Source organism: Brumicola pallidula DSM 14239 = ACAM 615 (genome assembly GCF_000428905.1).
In the GTDB taxonomy this organism is placed as follows: Bacteria; Pseudomonadota; Gammaproteobacteria; order Enterobacterales; family Alteromonadaceae; genus Glaciecola; species Glaciecola pallidula.
The window spans coordinates 197,247-216,170 of the sequence record NZ_KE386817.1 but is presented as its reverse complement, the minus strand read 5'-3'; the positions used below and the strand labels follow the sequence as shown (position 1 = coordinate 216,170).

Here is an 18,924-nt window from a genome sequence, read left to right as displayed (position 1 = left end):
GCATGAAAAGTGTATTTATTACCGGCACTGATACTGATGCAGGAAAAACCTATGTCAGCGTTTTATTGCTGAATGCAATTAACACGGCAGGCTTTAAAACTATCGGTTTTAAACCGATAGCAGCTGGCTGTGAACAAACACCACACGGTTTACGAAATAAAGATGCCCTAAATTTGCAGGATGCTGCGAGTCATAAAGTGCCCTATGCTATGGTTAATCCGATTGCTTTTTCCCCGCCGATTGCACCGCATATTGCTGCTGCTCAGATGGGTGGCAAGATTGATATGCAGCGAGTAGCGGGTGCGTTAAAAGCATTACAAAACGAGGACGCAGACTTTTTGCTGGTAGAGGGTGCAGGTGGTTGGCGCTTGCCCACATCATTGCCATCAACGCCCTTAAGATCTTCATTATCGAGCGCTTCAGATGATAGTAAATGTACTCAATTAAACGACAACAAAAAAGTGGAATTCTTATCTGACTTTGTAGCTAAGTCAAAGTTGCCAGTAATATTGGTTGTTGGGGTGAAGCTAGGGTGTTTGAATCATGCAGTGCTGACGGTTGAACAAATTAAGCGCGACAATTGCGATATCATCGGTTGGGTTGCAAATCAGATTGATCCAAATATGAATTGTTACGCTGAAAATCTCGCATCTCTACATGCACTTCTTGACGCGCCTTTTCTTGCTGAAGTTAAGCATGCTCAGCAAGGCATTGAATTTACTCATAGTACGCTAAAGCATATTCTTGGCTAATTATAGATAAACCGACATGTCGCTGCCTGCAGACACTACTTTTCGCTGCGTCCCAGTAAATACAACAGCATCAAGTTGACCCATAAGCGTTAGTTTTTGACCTTCACGCAGCAATGCACTTCCTTCACGAATGCCGATAACTGGAACTTCAGGATATAAAGTACAGAATTCGGTGATGCGTTGGTCTCGTGTTTCACCATTGTGATGAGGAGCAACGTAGTCGCTGTAATGCGGGTTTATCTGTGCCGCAATGAAACCAAAAGTATCGAAGCTTAGCGGTTGAATGATTGGCATATCATTTGATGTTTTGATACTTAAACCACATAAGTTTGACCCCGCACTCCAACCAATGTAAGGCATGCCCTTAACAACTCGTTGCTGAATAGGCAGCAGTAAATCTTGATTATATAATTCATTGAGTAGATTGAAGGTATTGCCGCCACCGACTAACACAGCTTGTGCACTTGCAATGGCGTCGCGTGCATTTGTATGGTGATGAATACCGCTAACGTTGAAGTCGGGTAGGGCTTCTTGGACTTTTGCAGTGTAATCATTCCACGGCACTGTTACGCCAGCAAACGGGATAAACAAGACGTCAGTAATCCCGGTTAAATGTTGTTTTATCATCGATTCAGCATGATATAGATATGGCTCATCGTTCTTTCTGGAACTGCTTAGCATCAGTACTTTAGCTAAATCAAGCATATTTAATTGTTATCCTATTAAATTGATATAAAAACTGATGTTAACAAGAGAGTTAATTGTTATAAACTTGTATTCTCGTTTTTATTTGAAACAAAGGTCTGTTGACCTAAAAATAAGGTAAAGGTAATCGATGTCGTCGCCAGCAATACTTTTCGTATGTTTAGGGAATATTTGTCGTTCACCCACGGCGGAGGGAGTGTTTACTCTAAAAGCGAAGAACGTCGGCCTTGATTTTAAAGTTGATTCAGCGGGTACGGCAGGTTATCACAAAGGGGCAGCTCCAGATAAGCGTTCTCAAGAGGTCGCTAGTGCTAGAGGCTATGATCTGTCTCGTTTAAAGTGCAGAAAAGTAAACGAGCAAGACTTTACCGACTTTGACTTAATTTTAGGTATGGACGAAGCTAACGTAAGAGATTTAAAGCGCAAATGTCCTGAGGAATATCATTTCAAGATAGCGTTATTTTTAGATTATACACAATCCGAATTTGATGAAGTTCCTGATCCTTATCACGGCGGCAAACGAGGCTTTGAACTCGTTCTTGATTTGATTGAAGATGCATCAGATGGCTTATTGACGCATTTGACTCGATAAGAACCTCAATGAGTCAACGTAAAACTATTGTTTCATCCGTCGTCGTATTTACCCTCGTTGTCATCTTGTTTGTCTTCGCCGATGGGCTTGCTTGGTTCACGTCGGATATTGAGCAACATATTTTTATCAATATTCGGCTGCCGGTGCTACTAACCGCTATTGGCGTTGGTAGCGCGATCTCAATTAGCTCCGCTGCACTGCAAATTCTATTGAGAAACCCGTTAGCTGACCCTGGTATTATCGGCATTAGTGCTGGCGCAAGTTTAATGGCGGCGATCGTACTGCTGACTGGAAGTATTGCTTTTTTACCCCGCGTTTTTGATTCTGTAGCTTACTACGTGCTTCCCATTGCTTGTTTTATCGGTGCCTTGTTGAGCAGTTTTATCATTTACGCATTAGCTCGAAAGCTGCAAGCATCAGTTAGTGCTGTGATTTTAGCCGGTATTGGTATTTCGACGATTGCGGGTGCAATCATAGGTTGGCTATTTATATATGCTCCTCCCCAGTCAATTAAAAACTTGAGCTTTTGGTTAATGGGTAGTTTGCACAATACTAACTTCGTTAGTCTTGCCTTCGCCTTGCCTATCATTTGTATCTCAGCAGCGTTACTGATAATGCAGGGGAAAAAGCTTAATTGCTTATATCTTGGTGGCGCATCGGCACAACTTAAAGGTATTGACCCGATCCAGTTTGAACGAAAAATACTCATCCTAACGGCATTACTAGTAGGAACGAGTGTTTCTATTGCCGGCAGTATTGCTTTTATAGGACTACTTATACCGCATTTTGTCAGACAATTAGTTGGCCATGACAATCGTATAGTCTTACCTGTATCGGCATTAATGGGTGCATCGTTACTTATAATCACAGCATTAATCAATGAATGGTTTTTTGATATGGTTGTACCTGTATCAATGTTAACCGCCACCATAGGCGGCCCATTGTTTATTTATAGCCTATTAAAGCAGCCTAGCATACTGACGAATGCTAACCGCAACTAAGCGCGACTAAATGCGAGAGTGCATTCCACTGCTTTATGCCACTGCCCTAATAATTTTTGTCGCACGCTTTCATCAATATTAGGTGTGAAGCGTTTCTCGATTTTCTTTTGCGAAGCAATATCAGTAAGATCTTTATATAAACCGAGTTTTAAGCCAGCTAAATAAGCTGCGCCGATTGCTGTTGTTTCCATATTTTGCGGACGTTCAATTTCAACTTGCAATATGTCCGACAAAAATTGGCATAACCAGTCATTCGCTACCATTCCGCCATCAACCAATACTTTAGAAGAAGCAATGCCGTCACTTTCCATTGCTTGTTGCAAGTCATAAGTTTGAAAGCACACAGCTTCAAGGGCAGCGCGGGCGAAGTGCGCTTGCGATGTATCGCGTGTCATACCATACAGACTAGCCCTAGCATCAGGATCCCAATGCGGAGCGCCTAATCCAGCAAAGCCGGGAACTAAAAATACGCCATGGTCATAGTTGAGTGATTCAGCGAGGGCTTGGCTTTCTTTAGCGTCGTTAATGACACCTATACCGTCGCGTAACCACTGAATATTCGCTCCTGCGGTGAATATTGAACCTTCCAATGCATAGGTGGTTTTACCATTCAAGCTATAGCCAATGGTTGTTAGCAACTTGTGTTTTGATTTAAGTGCTTGATTACCCGTATTTAGTAATGCAAAACAACCTGTTCCATAAGTCGATTTTACATCTCCTTGGGCAAAACAACACTGGCCGAATAATGCAGCTTGCTGGTCACCTGCAACACCAGTAATTGGCAATGAGCGTCCAAATAGGCTGGCTTCAGTGTGGCCAAAATCATCTGAGGATTCTAATACTTTAGGCAAAACAGATGCTGGTACATCAAACAGGCTAAGCAAATCATCATCCCAACATAAACGATGAATATTGAAAAGATTAGTACGCGATGCATTTGTTGTATCAGTTACATGATTAACGCCGCCGGTTAAGCGCCAAATTAAAAAGGAGTCAATAGTACCAAACGCCAGTTTGCCCGCGTTTGCAAGTTGTCTTGCACCTTCTATTTCATCTAATAACCATTTTATTTTTGACGCTGAAAAGTAGGGGTCCAGCAATAAACCTGTTTTGGAGGAGACGTTATCTTCATGTTTTTTTATACTATTGCAAAAAGCAGAGGTGCGGCCGTCTTGCCAAACAATCGCGTTGTAAATCGGTTTGCCGGTGTCTCTGTTCCAAATTACGGTTGTTTCGCGCTGATTAGTAATACCGATACCAGCTACGTTAACGCCTTTTTGCTGTGCTTCATGCAATACCGATTTACATGTTTCAACAGTGGTTTTCCATATCTCTTCAGGATCATGTTCAACCCAACCATTGTTGGGATAAAACTGCGTGAATTCTTTTTGAGCAACAGCTATTTTAGTACCGTCCAATGCAAACACGATAGCCCTGGTTGATGTTGTTCCTTGGTCTATTGAAAGAATACCTGATGTTTTAGACATGTTGTTCCGCCTTTATTGTATGATATTACGTAAGTAAATCTTTGTATTAGATTAAGCAGTTTTTAATGGCCTTGCAAATTGATTGCGTTGTTAATACTTTATTTAAATAGTTAATTTGGATATTATATTTGCTTAAGAACGCCGTTAACAGTAGTCAAAACTAAATGTGATACGCGCTCTACAACACGGCTCTTTTATTAAAAGTAGGTGAACAAAACATAATCTTAACAAGCTTCTAAATAATAATAAATCATATATATCATATTTGATTGAATAGTTTATCATGGCGAGGTGTAAAAATGGTAATCGCTAAGGGGGTAGAACTATGATTTTGAGAGAAACCAATATAACCAAGCTGTCGGCTGAGATATTCGATGTGCTTGTATTGGGCGCGGGTATCAATGGTGCTGTGTCAGCGGCTTCTTTATCAAGAAAGGGTGCAAGCGTAGCGATGATTGATAAAGGCGATTTTGCTGGTCACACTTCTTCTAATTCGTCTAATCTTGCTTGGGGTGGTATTAAATATTTAGAGAATCATGAGTATTTTCTGGTTAATAAATTATGTAAAAGCCGCAATCATTTGATGCGTAGTTATCCTTCAACGGTTCAAGAAATTCGTTTTTTAACCACATTACAAAAAGGTTTTCGTTTTCCTGCCTGGTTTGTTTTTATTGGTACTTGCCTGTATTGGTTGATGGGACGGTTCTTCACCCAAATGCCGACCTTTATGTCCTCAAAAAAGATAAAACAAACTGAACCTGCCATCGATATATCAAATGCACAAGGCGGTTTTGAATATTCAGACGCGTTCTTGCATGATAATGACGCTCGATTCGTTTTTAACTTTGTGCGCAGTTCAATGGATAACGGGGCCGTTGTAACCAATTATGTCGGTGCACACGGAAGCCAGAAAATAGAGGGTATTTGGCACACAAAAGCGATAGATGAGCAATCCGGTAAAACATTTACCATTCAATCCAAAGCAATTATTAATGCCTGTGGCCCGATGGTGGACAACTACAATGACGACACCAAGCAAGTTACTGAGCACAGCCATTTGTTTTCCAAGGGCGTGCATTTAATTGTCAATAAGCTCACTAAAGTAGACAAAGTGTTAGCCTTTTTTGCTTCTGACGGGCGTTTGTTTTTTGTTATTCCCATGGGTCAGAAAACCTGTATTGGCACCACTGACAATCAAGTAAAAAATCCGATGACATCTGTCACTGAAGAGGACCGCGACTTTATTCTTGATAACGTAAATGCGCTTTTAGATTTACCCAAGCCATTAACTAGAGGTGATATTATTTCTGAACGTTGTGGCGTACGCCCACTTGCTGTAAAGGATGCAGGGGGCAAGGCTGACTGGGTTCAGTTATCTCGCAAACACGCTGTAGACGTTAATAAAGAAGACAAGTATGTAAGTATTTTTGGCGGCAAACTGACCGACTGTATTAATGTAGGGGAAGAGATTGCTGACCTTGTGCAAGATTTAGGTATTGTATTGCCGAATAAAGATGCTATTTGGTATGGCGAGTCTTCAAATGCGATTAAAACAGAATTTGAATATAGAGCGGGCTTGATTGGTCTAGACGATATGACGCCAAGCTATAGTTCAGAAAAACTGACGGTGAGACTGTGGCGTCGTTATGACATTTATGCGTTGCAAATTCTAGATGAAATTCAACGTGACCCAGCCCAAGCCGAGCAATTGATGCGAAACGCAGAATATTTACGTGCGGAAGTACATTATGCGGCAAGAAGAGAAATGATCACAAATCTGGAAGACTTCCTGCGTCGACGTTCTAAAATTGAAATGGTGTTAAGAAAGACAGAAATTATCAATACGCCGGGAATTATCGAGGCCTGCCAAATCTTGTTTGGTGATCAAGCTGAACAAAAGCGTAAAGAATACGTTGATGAAGTACTCAAAGATTACCCCGATGCACCGGTGGCTCAGCCAAAAGTAGTATCTTAGGAGACTTATATTGGCTTGCTTTACAGGTCTCAAATAGAGACACTAACGGCTTTGCGATATGCACACAAAGCCGTTTTTTATTTTAAGGTATAACTTCCTGTATGCTAACCGTTTCTCACTTGTTTCTTAAACATCGCCTAAAAAGTATAAATGTCAGCATGCATGCTGGGCAATGCTGGCACGTGCTTGGTCAAAATGGCGCAGGCAAAAGCTCACTATTTGATGTGATAGCGGGGTTAGTAGAGCCTGATAGTGGCGTGATTAGATTAAATGGTAGAGATATATCCGCATTTCCAATTTCAGTGTTGGCGACTAAGTTGACCTATTTACAACAGCACTATGCACTATCATTTTCGCTAAATGTGTCAGAAATTTTAACTTTTTATGCTGGGCACGCTGATATTCCGTATGATGTTGAGCAAGCACTTTTAATCAAGCCATTGTTACATCATAAGTTAAATAACCTCAGTGGCGGAGAACAGCAACGTGTGCATATTGCGCGATGCCTAATGCAAGTTTGGCATACCATTAAAAATGGCGACGCCTTGATCCTTTTAGATGAACCGATCCAAAGCCTTGACGTTGTATTTCAAGAACAAACCTTAGCTATGTTTAAGGCATTAGCACAAAAGGGAAATTTAGTGGTGCTGAGTATTCATGATGTGAACCTGTCTCTGCGTTATTGTGATCATGTTTTGATGATTAAAAATAAATCAGAATTTTGTACTGGTGACGTCAAATCCGTTATGACTGCTGAGAATATAACCGCACTCTACAATTATCCGTTCACTGCAGTTATAAACCAGAATAACTCAGAAAAATTCTTTATTAGAAGCCCACTTTAACCCCCCTTATGATATGCTTGAAGTCCTGTTGTGCTTGAGCTAATCGATTGTTAGTCAGAACCCAAACAGCTTCTGGTAAACAGCTTCTGGTAAACAGCTTCTGATAAACAGCTTATGATAAACAGAGATTAAAACAGGCACGCACACAAACATAAAATATATTATTTATTAATACGAACAATACATAACAGAGTAAAAGGAAACACAGTGAGTCAATGGAAACCCGATAGTTGGAGATCAAAGCCGATACTTCAACAACCCACATATCAAAACCAACAAGCACTTAAAGAAGTAGAAGCTAAACTAGCCGGTTATCCGCCATTGGTATTTGCTGAGGAAACACGTCAACTTTATAAGCAACTTGGCGATGTATGTGAAGGTAAAGGGTTTTTATTGCAAGGCGGTGATTGTGCCGAATCATTTGATGAATTTAATGCGCCTAAAATTAGAGATACGTTCAAAGTTATTTTGCAGATGGCGATTGTATTGACTTTTGCGGGTCGTTGTCAGGTGACAAAAGTAGCTCGTATGGCGGGGCAATATGCTAAACCTCGCTCATCTGACACTGAAACAATCAGCGGCGTTACCTTGCCAACTTATCGCGGTGACATTATTAACGGCTTTGATTTTACAGAGGCTTCTAGGCAACCGGATCCTCAACGTTTAATCGAAGCTTATAATAAAAGCGCGGCTACACTGAATCTATTGCGAGCATTCGCGCAAGGTGGTTTGGCCGACTTACACCAAGTTAATCGCTGGAATATGGCGTTTCTAGAAAATAATCCATTAAGAGAACGTTATCAAGATATGTCTGATCGTATTCAAGATACATTGTCGTTCATGGATGTGATTGGCATAAATGCACAAAACAACAGTTCATTGCATGAAACGTCGTTGTTTACCTCGCATGAAGCCTTACTATTGAATTATGAGCAAGCATTAACGCGCATTGATACCTTAACCGGCAAACCTTACAACTGTTCTGCACATATGTTGTGGATTGGTGAGCGCACACGTCAATTAGATCATGCGCATGTTGAATTTTTCAGTGGTATCAACAACCCTATAGGTGTGAAAATTGGCCCAAGCATGCAAGAAGATGAATTGATCCGTTTAATTGATGCCTTAAACCCAAACAATACGCCTGGGAGATTAACCTTAATCACCCGTATGGGAGCAAATAATCTAGGTGAAAAGCTACCGCGATTACTTCGCCGAGTCAAAGCTGAAGGTCGTAATGTAGTTTGGAGCTCAGATCCAATGCATGGAAACACCATCACCTCTAAAAGCGGTTATAAAACGCGTAATTTTGATGCTATTTTGACTGAAATCATTCAGTTTTTTGATGCCCACAAAGCAGAAGGAACGCATGCCGGTGGTATCCACTTAGAAATGACGGGTCAACATGTAACTGAGTGCACAGGTGGTGCATATAAAATAAGTGATGCTGACTTATCCCAGGCATATCAAACTCAGTGTGACCCGCGTTTAAATGCCGATCAAGTGTTAGAAATGGCTTTTTTAGTCGCTGATCATTTAAAGAGCGCAAAAGTGTAGTCAATTAATAGGGCTCGGCAGCGAGCCTTGAAATGAATCAATGAGTGGTATAACTCATTGATTTTTTCATTACAATATCTATATTTCCCTCCAATCCTTGAAGTCCGGTGACGCCGTTAACTGCTTTTATCAAAGCAGCATACAAACATGACAAAAATTTAATTTTTGTAAGCGAACTGTTTATTATTTGCACCAGTCTAATTGGGTATCATAAAATTAAAAGAACCTACCATGCTAAAACATTTATTGATCCTATCTGTTGTATTTGTCCTTGCTGCTTGCGGCAGGAATGATGCTGACCTCATTGAACCTGCAGAAATATTTAGCCCTAGCGGCAGTTTTAACCCTACGCTTAACGCTGGACAACAAGTTCCACAAACGGGCAGTGCCGATACTGCAACGGCGTCTGTCGAATATGATTCTGACGGTAATTTAATAAAAATAATGCTAGATGTAAGTTCTGTAAATATGCTTACAACGGCCACTTTACATATCGCTGCGATAGGAGAAAATAGCGCATCATTGTTTACCTTCGAAAATAACGACACTGATATGCTTGAGCTATCTAATGTGGTTAGTCCGCAGCAAATAAGTGCCTTACTTAACGGTTTAATGTACATCAATATCGCTACGATCGAGTTTCCTGGTGGAGCGATACGTGGGCAAATATTGCCGTCTGACGCAGTGGTTATCGGCTTTTCACTAACCGGCTCTCAACAAGTTCCTGTTGTTGCAACGTCAGCAAATGCAGACGGCTATGCAAGCTATAACAAAACAACGCAAGCGTTAACGCTCAAAGTAAACACAACGGGTGTTGAAGACGCCAGTATGGCGCACATTCACACAGGTCGAATTGGCGAAAACGGGCCAGTTTTAGTTGCTCTTGAGCAATCAATCGATGATGTTAATGTTTGGTCTGTACCTGAGGGTACGACGTTGAACGCAGAAATATTTGGCGTCTTAGCTTCAGGTGGTCATTACGTTAATGTGCATACGCCAGCTAATCCATCGGGTGAAATACGTGGGCAGATTGAGTGAATAAGTGTTACTTCACAATAGATACTTCACGATAGACACTTCACAATAGACACTCATATACGCCGAGTTGATTCAAATCAACTTCAGCCAAAGAGATATGCATATACTGACTTTCGTTAGAACAGGGTAGCATCGATTTTAAAGTCAAAATCGATGCTAGCTAAATTGATTATTAGGAGTTGAAATGTCGCTTTATCATCGTACCAACAACCGCACAAGCTTAGCTCTGGAAGTCCAATTGCAGTTTAAAGGTAAAAATCTGGGCCGCGCCTGTACACGAAATATCAATCCTTTTGGTGTCTTTATAGAATTACCCGAGCCTGAATTAGTCACTGATGATTTTGTTGGAATTTCTTTTACCAGTAAAAATGAAGATAAGGCTTGTGCATTACAAAAAGGCATGGTGATGCATGCCAGTAAAGAGGGTATTGGTATCCTGTTTGCCTCTTATAATGAAGAGTTTCGAACGATGTTGGAGCAAGAAATAAGTCAAGCGGGCAGTAGCGAAATAAACATATGAGTCATAGTCACCTATAGGTGGGCGTCGATGGGTCCTATAGATACTATTATTAGTTAGTAATACTTGCATCAATATTACTCATCAACTAGATGTACCTGATGTATTCAGTCGCCCTGAATCACCACAACGCGCTCTTCTTCTGTTAGTACTTGAGTGAACACCGTTGCTCGACGCAGATTGCGCATTTTCACTGATTTCTCCAAAAGTGCCGCTGTTAACTGCTCTGGTTTATCCTTTAATTCAAGAATAGATAACCAAGTTAAATAAGTCCCATAGCTCATCTGTTTTGCTGTATAGCGCATTTCTATTCGGGCTTGAATATCAGAAAATAAATCAGGATTTGCAAAGCATTTTTCCACCATTGCTCTGTGCAAATTGAGAATTTGATGGTCTATGCCTACGTTTTTTACTTGTACTTTTTCATACTGGGGTTTGCGCTTCGATTGCGCGCGACGTTCAGAATTAAATAAGCGCATATTAATATCGATTTTTATCACGGGTTTTTATTGTTTCTATATCTTCAGAGTTTGAAAATGCTGCTCGTCCGGCATTTCTATTTTCGTAAAGTAAAGGCGTAAGCAGAGGCTCCAAGCCATTCAGTTTGATTTCATACATTGACGCTAATTGCTCTCCTAGTTGGCCACTGGGAAAACCTTGCTTATGAAACCAGACTAAGTATGGCTCCGGTAAGTTGAGTAGTTTGGTGCCAGCATATTTACCAAAAGGCATAACGGTATTAACCAATGTTAACAAGGCTTCCTGCGACTGACTGCCGAAATCGATGTTCATATTCAACTCTTCTTATCTATATTCACGGTTAAAAATGCTTGCAGCTATAGGACTTAAAAAATAGTACGTAAATAACAGTACGTAAACAACAGTACGTAAATAACAGTACGTAAATAACAGTACGTAAATAACAGTACGTAAATAATAGTAAGTAAATAATAGTACGCAAATCAATAATGCCCGCAGTGTCACTAGGCATATCACCCAGTGTTAGTGTTTTTTTGTTGTGCTTGCCACAAGTTCGTATATATTCCATTTAGATTAAGCAAGTCGCTATGTGAACCCTGTTCTGCAATTTGTCCCTTGTCCATAACAATAATAATATCAGCATCAACAATAGTTGAAAGTCGATGTGCAATCATAAAGCTCGTGTAGCCTTTGGCTATTTCTCGCAAGGCCGACAGTATTGCTTGCTCCGATTGTGAGTCAAGTGACGATGTTGCCTCATCGAACACCATGATAGGAGGGCGTTTTAATATTGTTCGAGCAATCGACACGCGTTGTTTTTCGCCACCGCTGAGCTTTAGACCACGCTCACCCACTTGGGTGTCGCCTTTGTCTGGAAGAAGGTTTACGAATGCATCTAAGTGGGCTAATTTTATTGCTTCTTGAATTTCTTCTTCAGAGGCATCAGGACGTCCATAGCGAATGTTTTCGTACAGTGTGTCGTTAAATAAAACGGTATCTTGTGGCACGATCCCAATATGTTGTCTCACCGAATCCTGGGTATATTGCGCGATGTCTTGGCCATCAATTTTTATACTTCCCGCGGTGGGGTCGTAAAATCGAAATAACAATTTTACTAGGGTTGATTTACCCGCTCCACTCTCGCCAACCACGGCAACTTTGGTCCCTGCTTTGACTACAAAATTAACATTTTCGAGTATCTGACGATCTTTATGATAAGCAAACCCAACGTTCTCAAAGACAATTTCACCCTTAGTCACATGTAACTCTTTTGCATCCGCCTTATCAACAATAGCAGGCTGTTGTTCTAGCAAGGCAAATAGGTTTTCGATATTAGTTAATGAGCCTCTAATTTCACGATACACAAAGCCTAAAAAGTTCAATGGCATAAATATCTGCATGGTAAACGCATTCACCAATACAAAGTCACCAATGGTCATGTTGCCGTTTGCCACATTAATCGCAGCTAAAGCCATCATCGAGGTCATCGCACCAGCAATAATGAACGCTTGACCTCCATTTAATGCAAATAAGGATAAGCGATTTTTTCGACGTGCATTTTCCCATTTTTCAAGGTCAACGTCATACCGGTTTGCTTCAAATTTTTCATTATTGAAGTATTTGACTGTTTCGAAGTTGAGCAGACTATCGATGGCACGTGATGTCGTATTGTTATCAGCTTGATTTACTTCTTTCACATATTTTGTACGCCAATCGGTCGCTTTCAAAGAAAAAAACACATAAAGCACAACAGAAACAAAAATGACCAAAGCAAAACTGGCACCGTAATTATAAAACAAGAGCCCAACTACCATGCCAATTTCAAGCAGAGTAGGGCCTATATTAAAAATCAAAAAGCGCATTAAAAAGCTGACGCCCGATGTGCCGCGCTCTATATCACGAGATAAACCGCCGGTTTGACGAGAAAGATGAAAGTCGAGGTCCAGTTTATGTAGATGATTAAATACGGTTAGGCCCAGTCGACGCATTGCGCGCTCGGTAACACGACCAAATAAAGTATCTCTTATTTCACCGAACAATACGTTAGCGAGTCGCAAGACACCGTAAGCAATAATAAGACCTATTGTGGCCGCCATTATTACTTCTTTTGTGGTGTTTAAATTAAGGTTATCTACCGTATCTTTTAATATAAAAGGGAGTGCTACACTGGCTAATTTGGCAGCCACTAAACAGCTGATGGCAAGCCATACACGGGTTTTAAATTCAGTAAGATAAGGTAATAGTTTTGTTAGTACGCGCCAGTTTATTGAAGCGTCTTCTGGATCATTGTAGCGGGATTGTCGCATGGTTTTGTTGTACCACCTTTGATAATGAGTCGATATTCTATTCTCAAGATAGTACGCGAAATATCCGTTAAACGTTTAATAGATTGCGCAGTTTTTTGTATTTTTGAGATTGTTCAAAACTAAGTTTTTTCTGTTCGAGTACATTTATATTGCGGCTAACGTGTAAACCCAACTCTGAAATAGCGGTGTTCATTTGCAGTTTTGAAATGACATGCAACAAATTTAATGCAATCGCGGTATTTTTCGGCATTAATGCCGAAGCTTGTGAAAATATTTCAAATGCTTTGGCAAAATTACCGTTATTAAAGGCCTGTATTCCTTCCTTATTTAACTCTGTTGGATTCAATTGAATACGTTGTTTTTCTAGTTTCTCTTTGCTTATTAATGTTGACAGCAGCGAGACATCGGAAAGTTGACCGTCAATATAATTGATGCGCTTTTGAGCGCGTGCCTCCAACACATTATAGAGTGCAATAGCATCGTCTTTTAATCCGATTTCGTGCAAGGCTTTTGCTTTATCGATCAGGGCCTCATCTGACATAAATGAATTATCTCTACTAAATTGTTCGACAATTTCGAGCGCCTTTTCGCTTTCGTTTTGTAAATACAAAATGCGTGCCTGCATCACTTTTACTTCTTCAGCATGTTCTTCGATGACATAGTTTTTTTTCAACTGAGTTAAAAATTGCTTGGTCGCATTCATAATATCGTGCAGTTGTTTGGGTTTAGCACTCATTGCATAGTCGATACCCGCACGAACCGCATTCTTATATAACTCGGGTGATTCTTTTACCGAATTTTTTGCAAAAGTCAGCATGCGTTTAGTGATATCAAACTCGGTTTCGTGATCATGTGATAATTTAGCCAACAAACGAGCTGTGTTTTGAAGCTTAAAATTTTTGGGTGAGTTCTCGGTAGCCATTAATGTACTTTCAAGTGCCTCATTAAATTTACTATGCTTAACATGTAATACAGCTAAGAGCTCATAAGCTATTGTTTTGGTCTCTCTTTTACAGGCCAAATTAATGATTTTCTTTTCAGCTTCATCATCTTGATCAAGTGCAATGAGGCACTTAATAAACCCAATTTCAGCCCAACTAAGTGCCTGTACTTTTAGCATTGATGTAAAAAAGGCACCTGCGTCAGTATAGCGTTGGCTTAGCAATAATACGTCACCTTTGGTTTTGAGCGCGATTGGAAAAAGTTCTCGATTACTTTGAGATGAGAGAACTTTGTCAACTTCAGTGAGGGCTGAGTTATACTTTTGTTGCCCGATAAATTCGCAAGTCGCACTCATTCGCTGCTTTTTTTTGTATACGCGGTGAATGCGTTTCTCAAGCTTTTGGGTATCGACTGGTTTCGCAATAAAGTCGTCAGGAGGTAAATCGACAATGCTTTGAATAATTTCAAAGCTAGTGGTGGTGCTAGTAAAAATAAATCCAGTTTTGCTATTTAACAATTTTAACTGCAATAACTGCTCGTAAAAATACAGGCCGTCATGTTCAGTTTGAATACTATATGCACAAATAATTAAGTCAAAAGGCAGCTTCTCAATCGCCAGCAGGGCACGACTAGTTGATTCGACATATTGAATATCTCTAAAACCAATTTGCTCTAAAGGTGATGTAAAATGTTTTTTAGCGCTGACCACATTGTCAATAATGAGGATACGTATTCTTGTTATGACAGCCAAGTCCATTATCATCTACTATTAATTCTTATTACTGAATTTATTATCGTTATATCCATAATATACTTGAATTAAATCTTTTTTAGTATGCCTAAATTAAACAATAGAAAATCAGGTGATTGAAAGGTACTCAGTTGTCGAAGCGGTCGGTTTTTTAAACGGAACTAATAAGTCACTGCACATAAATTCGTCGAACGGCGGTCGTTCTCCCATTGAGTATGGAAATCCTTCAATTCTTTGGTCTTAAGCACCAAAAAATGCCTAACAAGGACCAAGCAGCATCAGCCGCTGAGGACTTTACGCTCGGTGGCAAAGGGCTCTGCGCCATTCACTTATTATATTATCTTCTCCTTATAACCTCTACATAACCTCTACACAACTTTAATTTTATTTAGATAACCTTGGCTCCATGTATTAAATTCACTAGCTTAGCTCAGCTGCAGCGATGTCGTCAAAACACAGAGCTGGGCTTAAATAATTTGCTTGGTTTTTGGCTTCACCAAACAAGCGACGATTAAAACTACGATGCCAATGGCGGCGCCGAGTGTGATGACGGTATAGCTTGGTTCTGAATTGAGGCGCCTAATAACGATAAACACCAAGCCCCAAATAATGGGAAAGGCGTACGCCCGATTGCCACCGCTTTTAAGGATGATAAATACTCCCCACATAAGCGCAAGCGCGAGGATAATAGTATGGGAGAGTTGAGTATCTAGCCCAGCGTTTGTCATTAATGTCACCGTTTGAGTGGTCCAGTTTAAGAACACGGCGATTGAGCACCAGCCTGCGATTAACGAAAGGCCCAACCATGTCACGATTTTCTCAAATCCTTTAAGGTTTCCCTTCTCTGTGGTTACAATCAGCATGGCTTTGACCAGCAGTAACATGGTCGGGATAAATATAATTGCGGTGCTCAATAGTGCCCAATTAAAGGGCTGCATTGGTGCGAAAGCATTGACAATTCCCCACAGGCAAACGCCCGCAAAACCAGCTGCGCTCCACCATCCGAGACGTCTAAACACGCCACGTTCGCGGTTTCTCGGACGTGCTTGAACAAGGCCGTAAGCAATGCAGAGCAAAAATATCGGCAGCCATATTGAAAACGCCGCGCCAAACGGTGTTAACAAATTCGTGTTGGGATCTGACATATCGCCTGGGCTATTCGCTCCCTCAATAACAAAACCAAGGCTGGAGCAAATCCACATCAGCGGCGCGAGGATTAAGTTAGATATTTGACGTAGGCTATCGTTCATGATCTCACTCTGTATATTATTAAAGTCTTACCTGCGTGTATAAGTACAATAAACGGCATACCTGATCTATGCAACAATCCAAGCCCTCGTTGCAAGAGTTCGCGTTCAATTAACAGTATACTGCGCTCGTCTCTTTATTGTGTGAGTAGCTAAGGAGTATCTTAGCTATGCTTTACTGTTCGACGAATTCAATTTGGCCTGTTAACCATATTCAATTGACCCTGTGTAGTCTAAAATGATCTGCATCGGGATTGATCCCTAAGACGGTGTACATTCGTTTAAGCTATTAAGTAGTTGTTTGCGGACTGACTGGGAAACAGGCCAACAGACCCGTGTTTCCTCAAATGAGACGCATATCTCGCAAATTAGGTTATTAGCATGAATCATAAATTAGGTTATTAGCATGAATCATAAAATATTTTACTTCGTCCTGGTTTTGAGTCTGGGCTTTATTGGTTTCAAGGCCATTGGACTAAATAATGTGGCTCTTCAAGATCCGCAGTATGCACCATCTGATCCATCCCTGAAAGTAGCCACGTTCGCAGGGGGCTGTTTTTGGTGTGTTGAGGCCGGTTTTGAACAAATTCCTGGTGTGGCCGAAGCAGTCTCTGGCTACAGCGGCGGTATTGAGAAAAATCCGAACTATCAGCAAGTTGCTAGCGGTGCAACGGGCCATACGGAAGCTGTTCAAGTTTATTACGATCCACAGGTCATCACTTATGAGGGACTGCTACAAGCACTTTGGCGAATGATGGACCCAACTGATGTCGACGGTCAGTTTGTAGACCGAGGCAAACAGTACCGTCCCGCTATTTTTTTCCACAACGCTGAACAAAAACTTAGCGCTGAGGCTTCTATTCAGGCCTTGCAGAACAGTGGTCGCTATGACAAACCGGTGGCGCTGGAGGTAAGCCAGTTTGAGTCATTTTATGACGCAGAGGAATATCATCAGGATTATTATAAAAAAAATCCGATAAGGTATAAGTATTACACTTTTAACTCCGGCCGCTATCAGTTTATTGATAAGGTATGGGGGGAGGACCGTGAAATTGACTATGCCCAATACCGGCCCAAAACCAGCGAAGCTGCTGATGGAGGCCAGCATGGTAGGTTTGATCAGCAGGCCTTTAAAAAGCCAAGTGATGAACAACTTCGTAAACAATTAACCAGTATTCAGTATAAGGTTACCCAGCAGGATGCGACTGAGCCCTCCTTCAACAATAAATATTGGGATGAAAAACGTGCCGGTATTTATGTCGATGTGGTCTCTGGTGAACCTTTATTTTTGTCCACTGACAAGTACAAGTCAGGTACAGGATGGCCGAGCTTTGTTCGGCCAATCAGTTCGAATGCGGTGGTGGAGAAAGAAGATCGCTCTTGGTATGGGGGAGTGCGCACCGAAATTCGCAGTGCACTGGCAGATTCCCACTCAGGCCATGTTTTTAAAGATGGACCGAAACCAACGGGATTACGCTACTGTATGAACTCAGCCGCGCTTAGATTTATTTTGAAAGCTGATATGGACAAAGCCGGATACGGTCAATACGTTGACCTAGTGAAAAAACCCATCAGCTAGGGTTACTGGATATCTATGAAAGCAACACGGCATACGCTTATTCTCGCCGGCGCTGGCCATGCTCATTTAGTTGCCGTGCGCGGCTGGATAGATAATGGATATCGACCTCCAAAAGGTACAATATTGCTCAGCCCTGATTCGCACGCTTGGTATTCAGGGATGATGCCTGGTCTCGTTGCTGGCCGCTTTACTGAAGAAGAGTGTGCGATCGAACTTGCGCCTTTATGCAAGGCCTGTGGGGTCGAACTAATGATTGGTGAAATTGCGACGTTGAACGCCGTAAGTCGCAAATTGAAGCTGCTTGACAAAAGAGAACTTGAGTATGACTATCTCTCATTAAACGTAGGTTCGGTGCCACCTCAGCCCAGTCTAAACGACGGTAGTATTAATGTTGCCCCAGCAAAACCGTTTGCGGCTTTTAACAACCATTGGCAAGCGTGGCGAGGGCATAACGACTCAATACAGATAGCGGTACTGGGCGGCGGAGCGGCGGCATTCGAGCTCGCACTAGCTTTGCATCAGATTTTACCTCAAGCGCAGTTATCATTGATTTGCAGCGGTGATTTGCTGGATGGTTATTCGTTGGGGCTGCGCAAACGAGCCAGCAAAATACTATATAAACGCGGTATTGACCTGCGTAAAGGCACTCGAGTCGATTGTATCGCGGGTGGTTGGTTATTGAGCAACAAACAACGAATACAAAGTCCCGATGCGCTTGTGATCGCAACAGGCGCTGCACCGCAGCCCTGGCAGTCTACCTCTGGTCTTAGTTGCGACAATTCAGGCTTTGTGCGAGTACGAGCAACCTTACAAAGTGAAAGTCACCCCGAGGTCTTAGCGACTGGAGATTGTGCAAGTCAGCCTGGAGCATTCCATTCTGGTGTTTATGCGGTGCGACAAGGAGCGGTGTTGAGCGAAATCATTCCTGCATTGTTGGCAGGCAGAACACTGCGTGAATACCAGCCCCAACCACGTTCGTTAGCTTTGCTCTCCACTGCTGATGGCAGCGCACTGCTGGACTACCAGCATTTTAGTCTGGGTGGACGCCTCATAGGCCTGTGGAAGGACTATCTAGATCTGGGCTTCATGAAGCACCATCGGCTGGACTGAAGTACGCAGACCCGCAGCGTATTTTACGGTAGTTAATTGC

Annotated in this window: 16 protein-coding genes and 1 pseudogene; 10 read left to right on the top strand and 7 right to left on the bottom strand. The window is 41.6% G+C overall.

The window, feature by feature from the left end:
- The first annotated feature begins 2 nt into the window (after positions 1-2).
- Positions 3-752, top strand: coding sequence for a dethiobiotin synthase (gene bioD, locus G399_RS0118770; RefSeq protein WP_006014583.1), 750 nt, complete (start codon positions 3-5; stop codon positions 750-752).
- Here bioD and pepE read toward each other — a convergent pair whose 3' ends face one another.
- Positions 753-1,457 carry a dipeptidase PepE gene (gene pepE / locus G399_RS0118765; RefSeq protein ID WP_006014578.1) on the bottom strand — a complete coding sequence of 235 codons (705 nt, stop codon included), beginning with the start codon at positions 1,455-1,457 and terminating at the stop codon, positions 753-755.
- A 130-nt stretch (positions 1,458-1,587) separates the two neighbouring features.
- Here pepE and G399_RS0118760 point away from each other — a divergent pair, with 130 nt between their 5' ends.
- Together G399_RS0118760 and G399_RS0118755 are read left to right on the top strand one after the other, a co-directional pair.
- Positions 1,588-2,049 carry a low molecular weight protein-tyrosine-phosphatase gene (locus G399_RS0118760; RefSeq protein WP_026843885.1) on the top strand — a complete coding sequence of 154 codons (462 nt, stop codon included), beginning with the start codon at positions 1,588-1,590 and terminating at the stop codon, positions 2,047-2,049.
- 8 nt (positions 2,050-2,057) lie between these two features.
- On the top strand, positions 2,058-3,050 hold the full coding sequence (locus G399_RS0118755) for a FecCD family ABC transporter permease (RefSeq protein ID WP_006014572.1): 993 nt from the start codon (positions 2,058-2,060) through the stop codon (positions 3,048-3,050).
- Here G399_RS0118755 and glpK read toward each other — a convergent pair.
- Positions 3,047-4,537: a glycerol kinase GlpK gene (gene glpK / locus G399_RS0118750; RefSeq protein ID WP_006014569.1), complete on the bottom strand. Its 1,491-nt coding sequence runs from the start codon at positions 4,535-4,537 to the stop codon at positions 3,047-3,049. The genes G399_RS0118755 and glpK overlap by 4 nt on opposite strands.
- 325 nt (positions 4,538-4,862) lie before the next feature.
- On the opposite strand from glpK, the gene G399_RS0118745 reads away from it, so the two are divergent.
- The 5 genes from G399_RS0118745 to G399_RS0118725 all read left to right on the top strand — a co-directional run bounded on the left by G399_RS0118745 (position 4,863) and on the right by G399_RS0118725 (position 10,472).
- On the top strand, positions 4,863-6,512 hold the full coding sequence (locus G399_RS0118745) for a glycerol-3-phosphate dehydrogenase/oxidase (RefSeq protein ID WP_006014565.1): 1,650 nt from the start codon (positions 4,863-4,865) through the stop codon (positions 6,510-6,512).
- A gap of 101 nt (positions 6,513-6,613) precedes the next feature.
- Entirely contained in the window at positions 6,614-7,357 is a 744-nt protein-coding gene (locus tag G399_RS0118740) for an ABC transporter ATP-binding protein (protein ID WP_006014564.1), read from the top strand.
- Between the two features lie 207 nt (positions 7,358-7,564).
- Positions 7,565-8,914, top strand: coding sequence for a class II 3-deoxy-7-phosphoheptulonate synthase (locus tag G399_RS0118735; RefSeq protein ID WP_006014558.1), 1,350 nt, complete (start codon positions 7,565-7,567; stop codon positions 8,912-8,914).
- Between the two features lie 231 nt (positions 8,915-9,145).
- Complete coding sequence (locus G399_RS21070) at positions 9,146-9,952, top strand: CHRD domain-containing protein (RefSeq protein WP_006014555.1); 807 nt, start codon at positions 9,146-9,148, stop codon at positions 9,950-9,952.
- Positions 9,953-10,136: 184 nt separating this feature from the next.
- Positions 10,137-10,472: a hypothetical protein gene (locus G399_RS0118725; protein WP_006014553.1), complete on the top strand. Its 336-nt coding sequence runs from the start codon at positions 10,137-10,139 to the stop codon at positions 10,470-10,472.
- 104 nt (positions 10,473-10,576) lie between these two features.
- Here the strand turns inward: G399_RS0118725 and G399_RS0118720 are convergent, their stop codons facing one another.
- The 5 genes and pseudogenes from G399_RS0118720 to G399_RS0118695 all read right to left on the bottom strand — a co-directional run bounded on the left by G399_RS0118720 (position 10,577) and on the right by G399_RS0118695 (position 16,198).
- Positions 10,577-10,948 carry a hypothetical protein gene (locus G399_RS0118720; RefSeq protein ID WP_006014551.1) on the bottom strand — a complete coding sequence of 124 codons (372 nt, stop codon included), beginning with the start codon at positions 10,946-10,948 and terminating at the stop codon, positions 10,577-10,579.
- 88 nt (positions 10,949-11,036) lie between these two features.
- Positions 11,037-11,261: pseudogene (locus tag G399_RS0118715) on the bottom strand (DUF3820 family protein); the annotation flags it as partial.
- 200 nt (positions 11,262-11,461) lie between these two features.
- Positions 11,462-13,255 carry an ABCB family ABC transporter ATP-binding protein/permease gene (locus tag G399_RS0118710; RefSeq protein ID WP_006014548.1) on the bottom strand — a complete coding sequence of 598 codons (1,794 nt, stop codon included), beginning with the start codon at positions 13,253-13,255 and terminating at the stop codon, positions 11,462-11,464.
- A gap of 67 nt (positions 13,256-13,322) precedes the next feature.
- On the bottom strand, positions 13,323-14,954 hold the full coding sequence (locus G399_RS0118705) for a response regulator (protein ID WP_158409443.1): 1,632 nt from the start codon (positions 14,952-14,954) through the stop codon (positions 13,323-13,325).
- Between the two features lie 461 nt (positions 14,955-15,415).
- Positions 15,416-16,198 (bottom strand): hypothetical protein, encoded by a 783-nt coding sequence (locus tag G399_RS0118695; protein ID WP_006014539.1) that lies wholly within the window; start codon positions 16,196-16,198, stop codon positions 15,416-15,418.
- Between the two features lie 481 nt (positions 16,199-16,679).
- Here G399_RS0118695 and msrA point away from each other — a divergent pair, with 481 nt between their 5' ends.
- On the top strand, positions 16,680-17,774 hold the full coding sequence (gene msrA, locus G399_RS0118690) for a peptide-methionine (S)-S-oxide reductase MsrA (protein ID WP_244877415.1): 1,095 nt from the start codon (positions 16,680-16,682) through the stop codon (positions 17,772-17,774).
- A 15-nt stretch (positions 17,775-17,789) separates the two neighbouring features.
- Positions 17,790-18,884, top strand: coding sequence for an FAD-dependent oxidoreductase (locus G399_RS0118685; protein WP_006014535.1), 1,095 nt, complete (start codon positions 17,790-17,792; stop codon positions 18,882-18,884).
- Positions 18,885-18,924 lie beyond the last annotated feature (40 nt).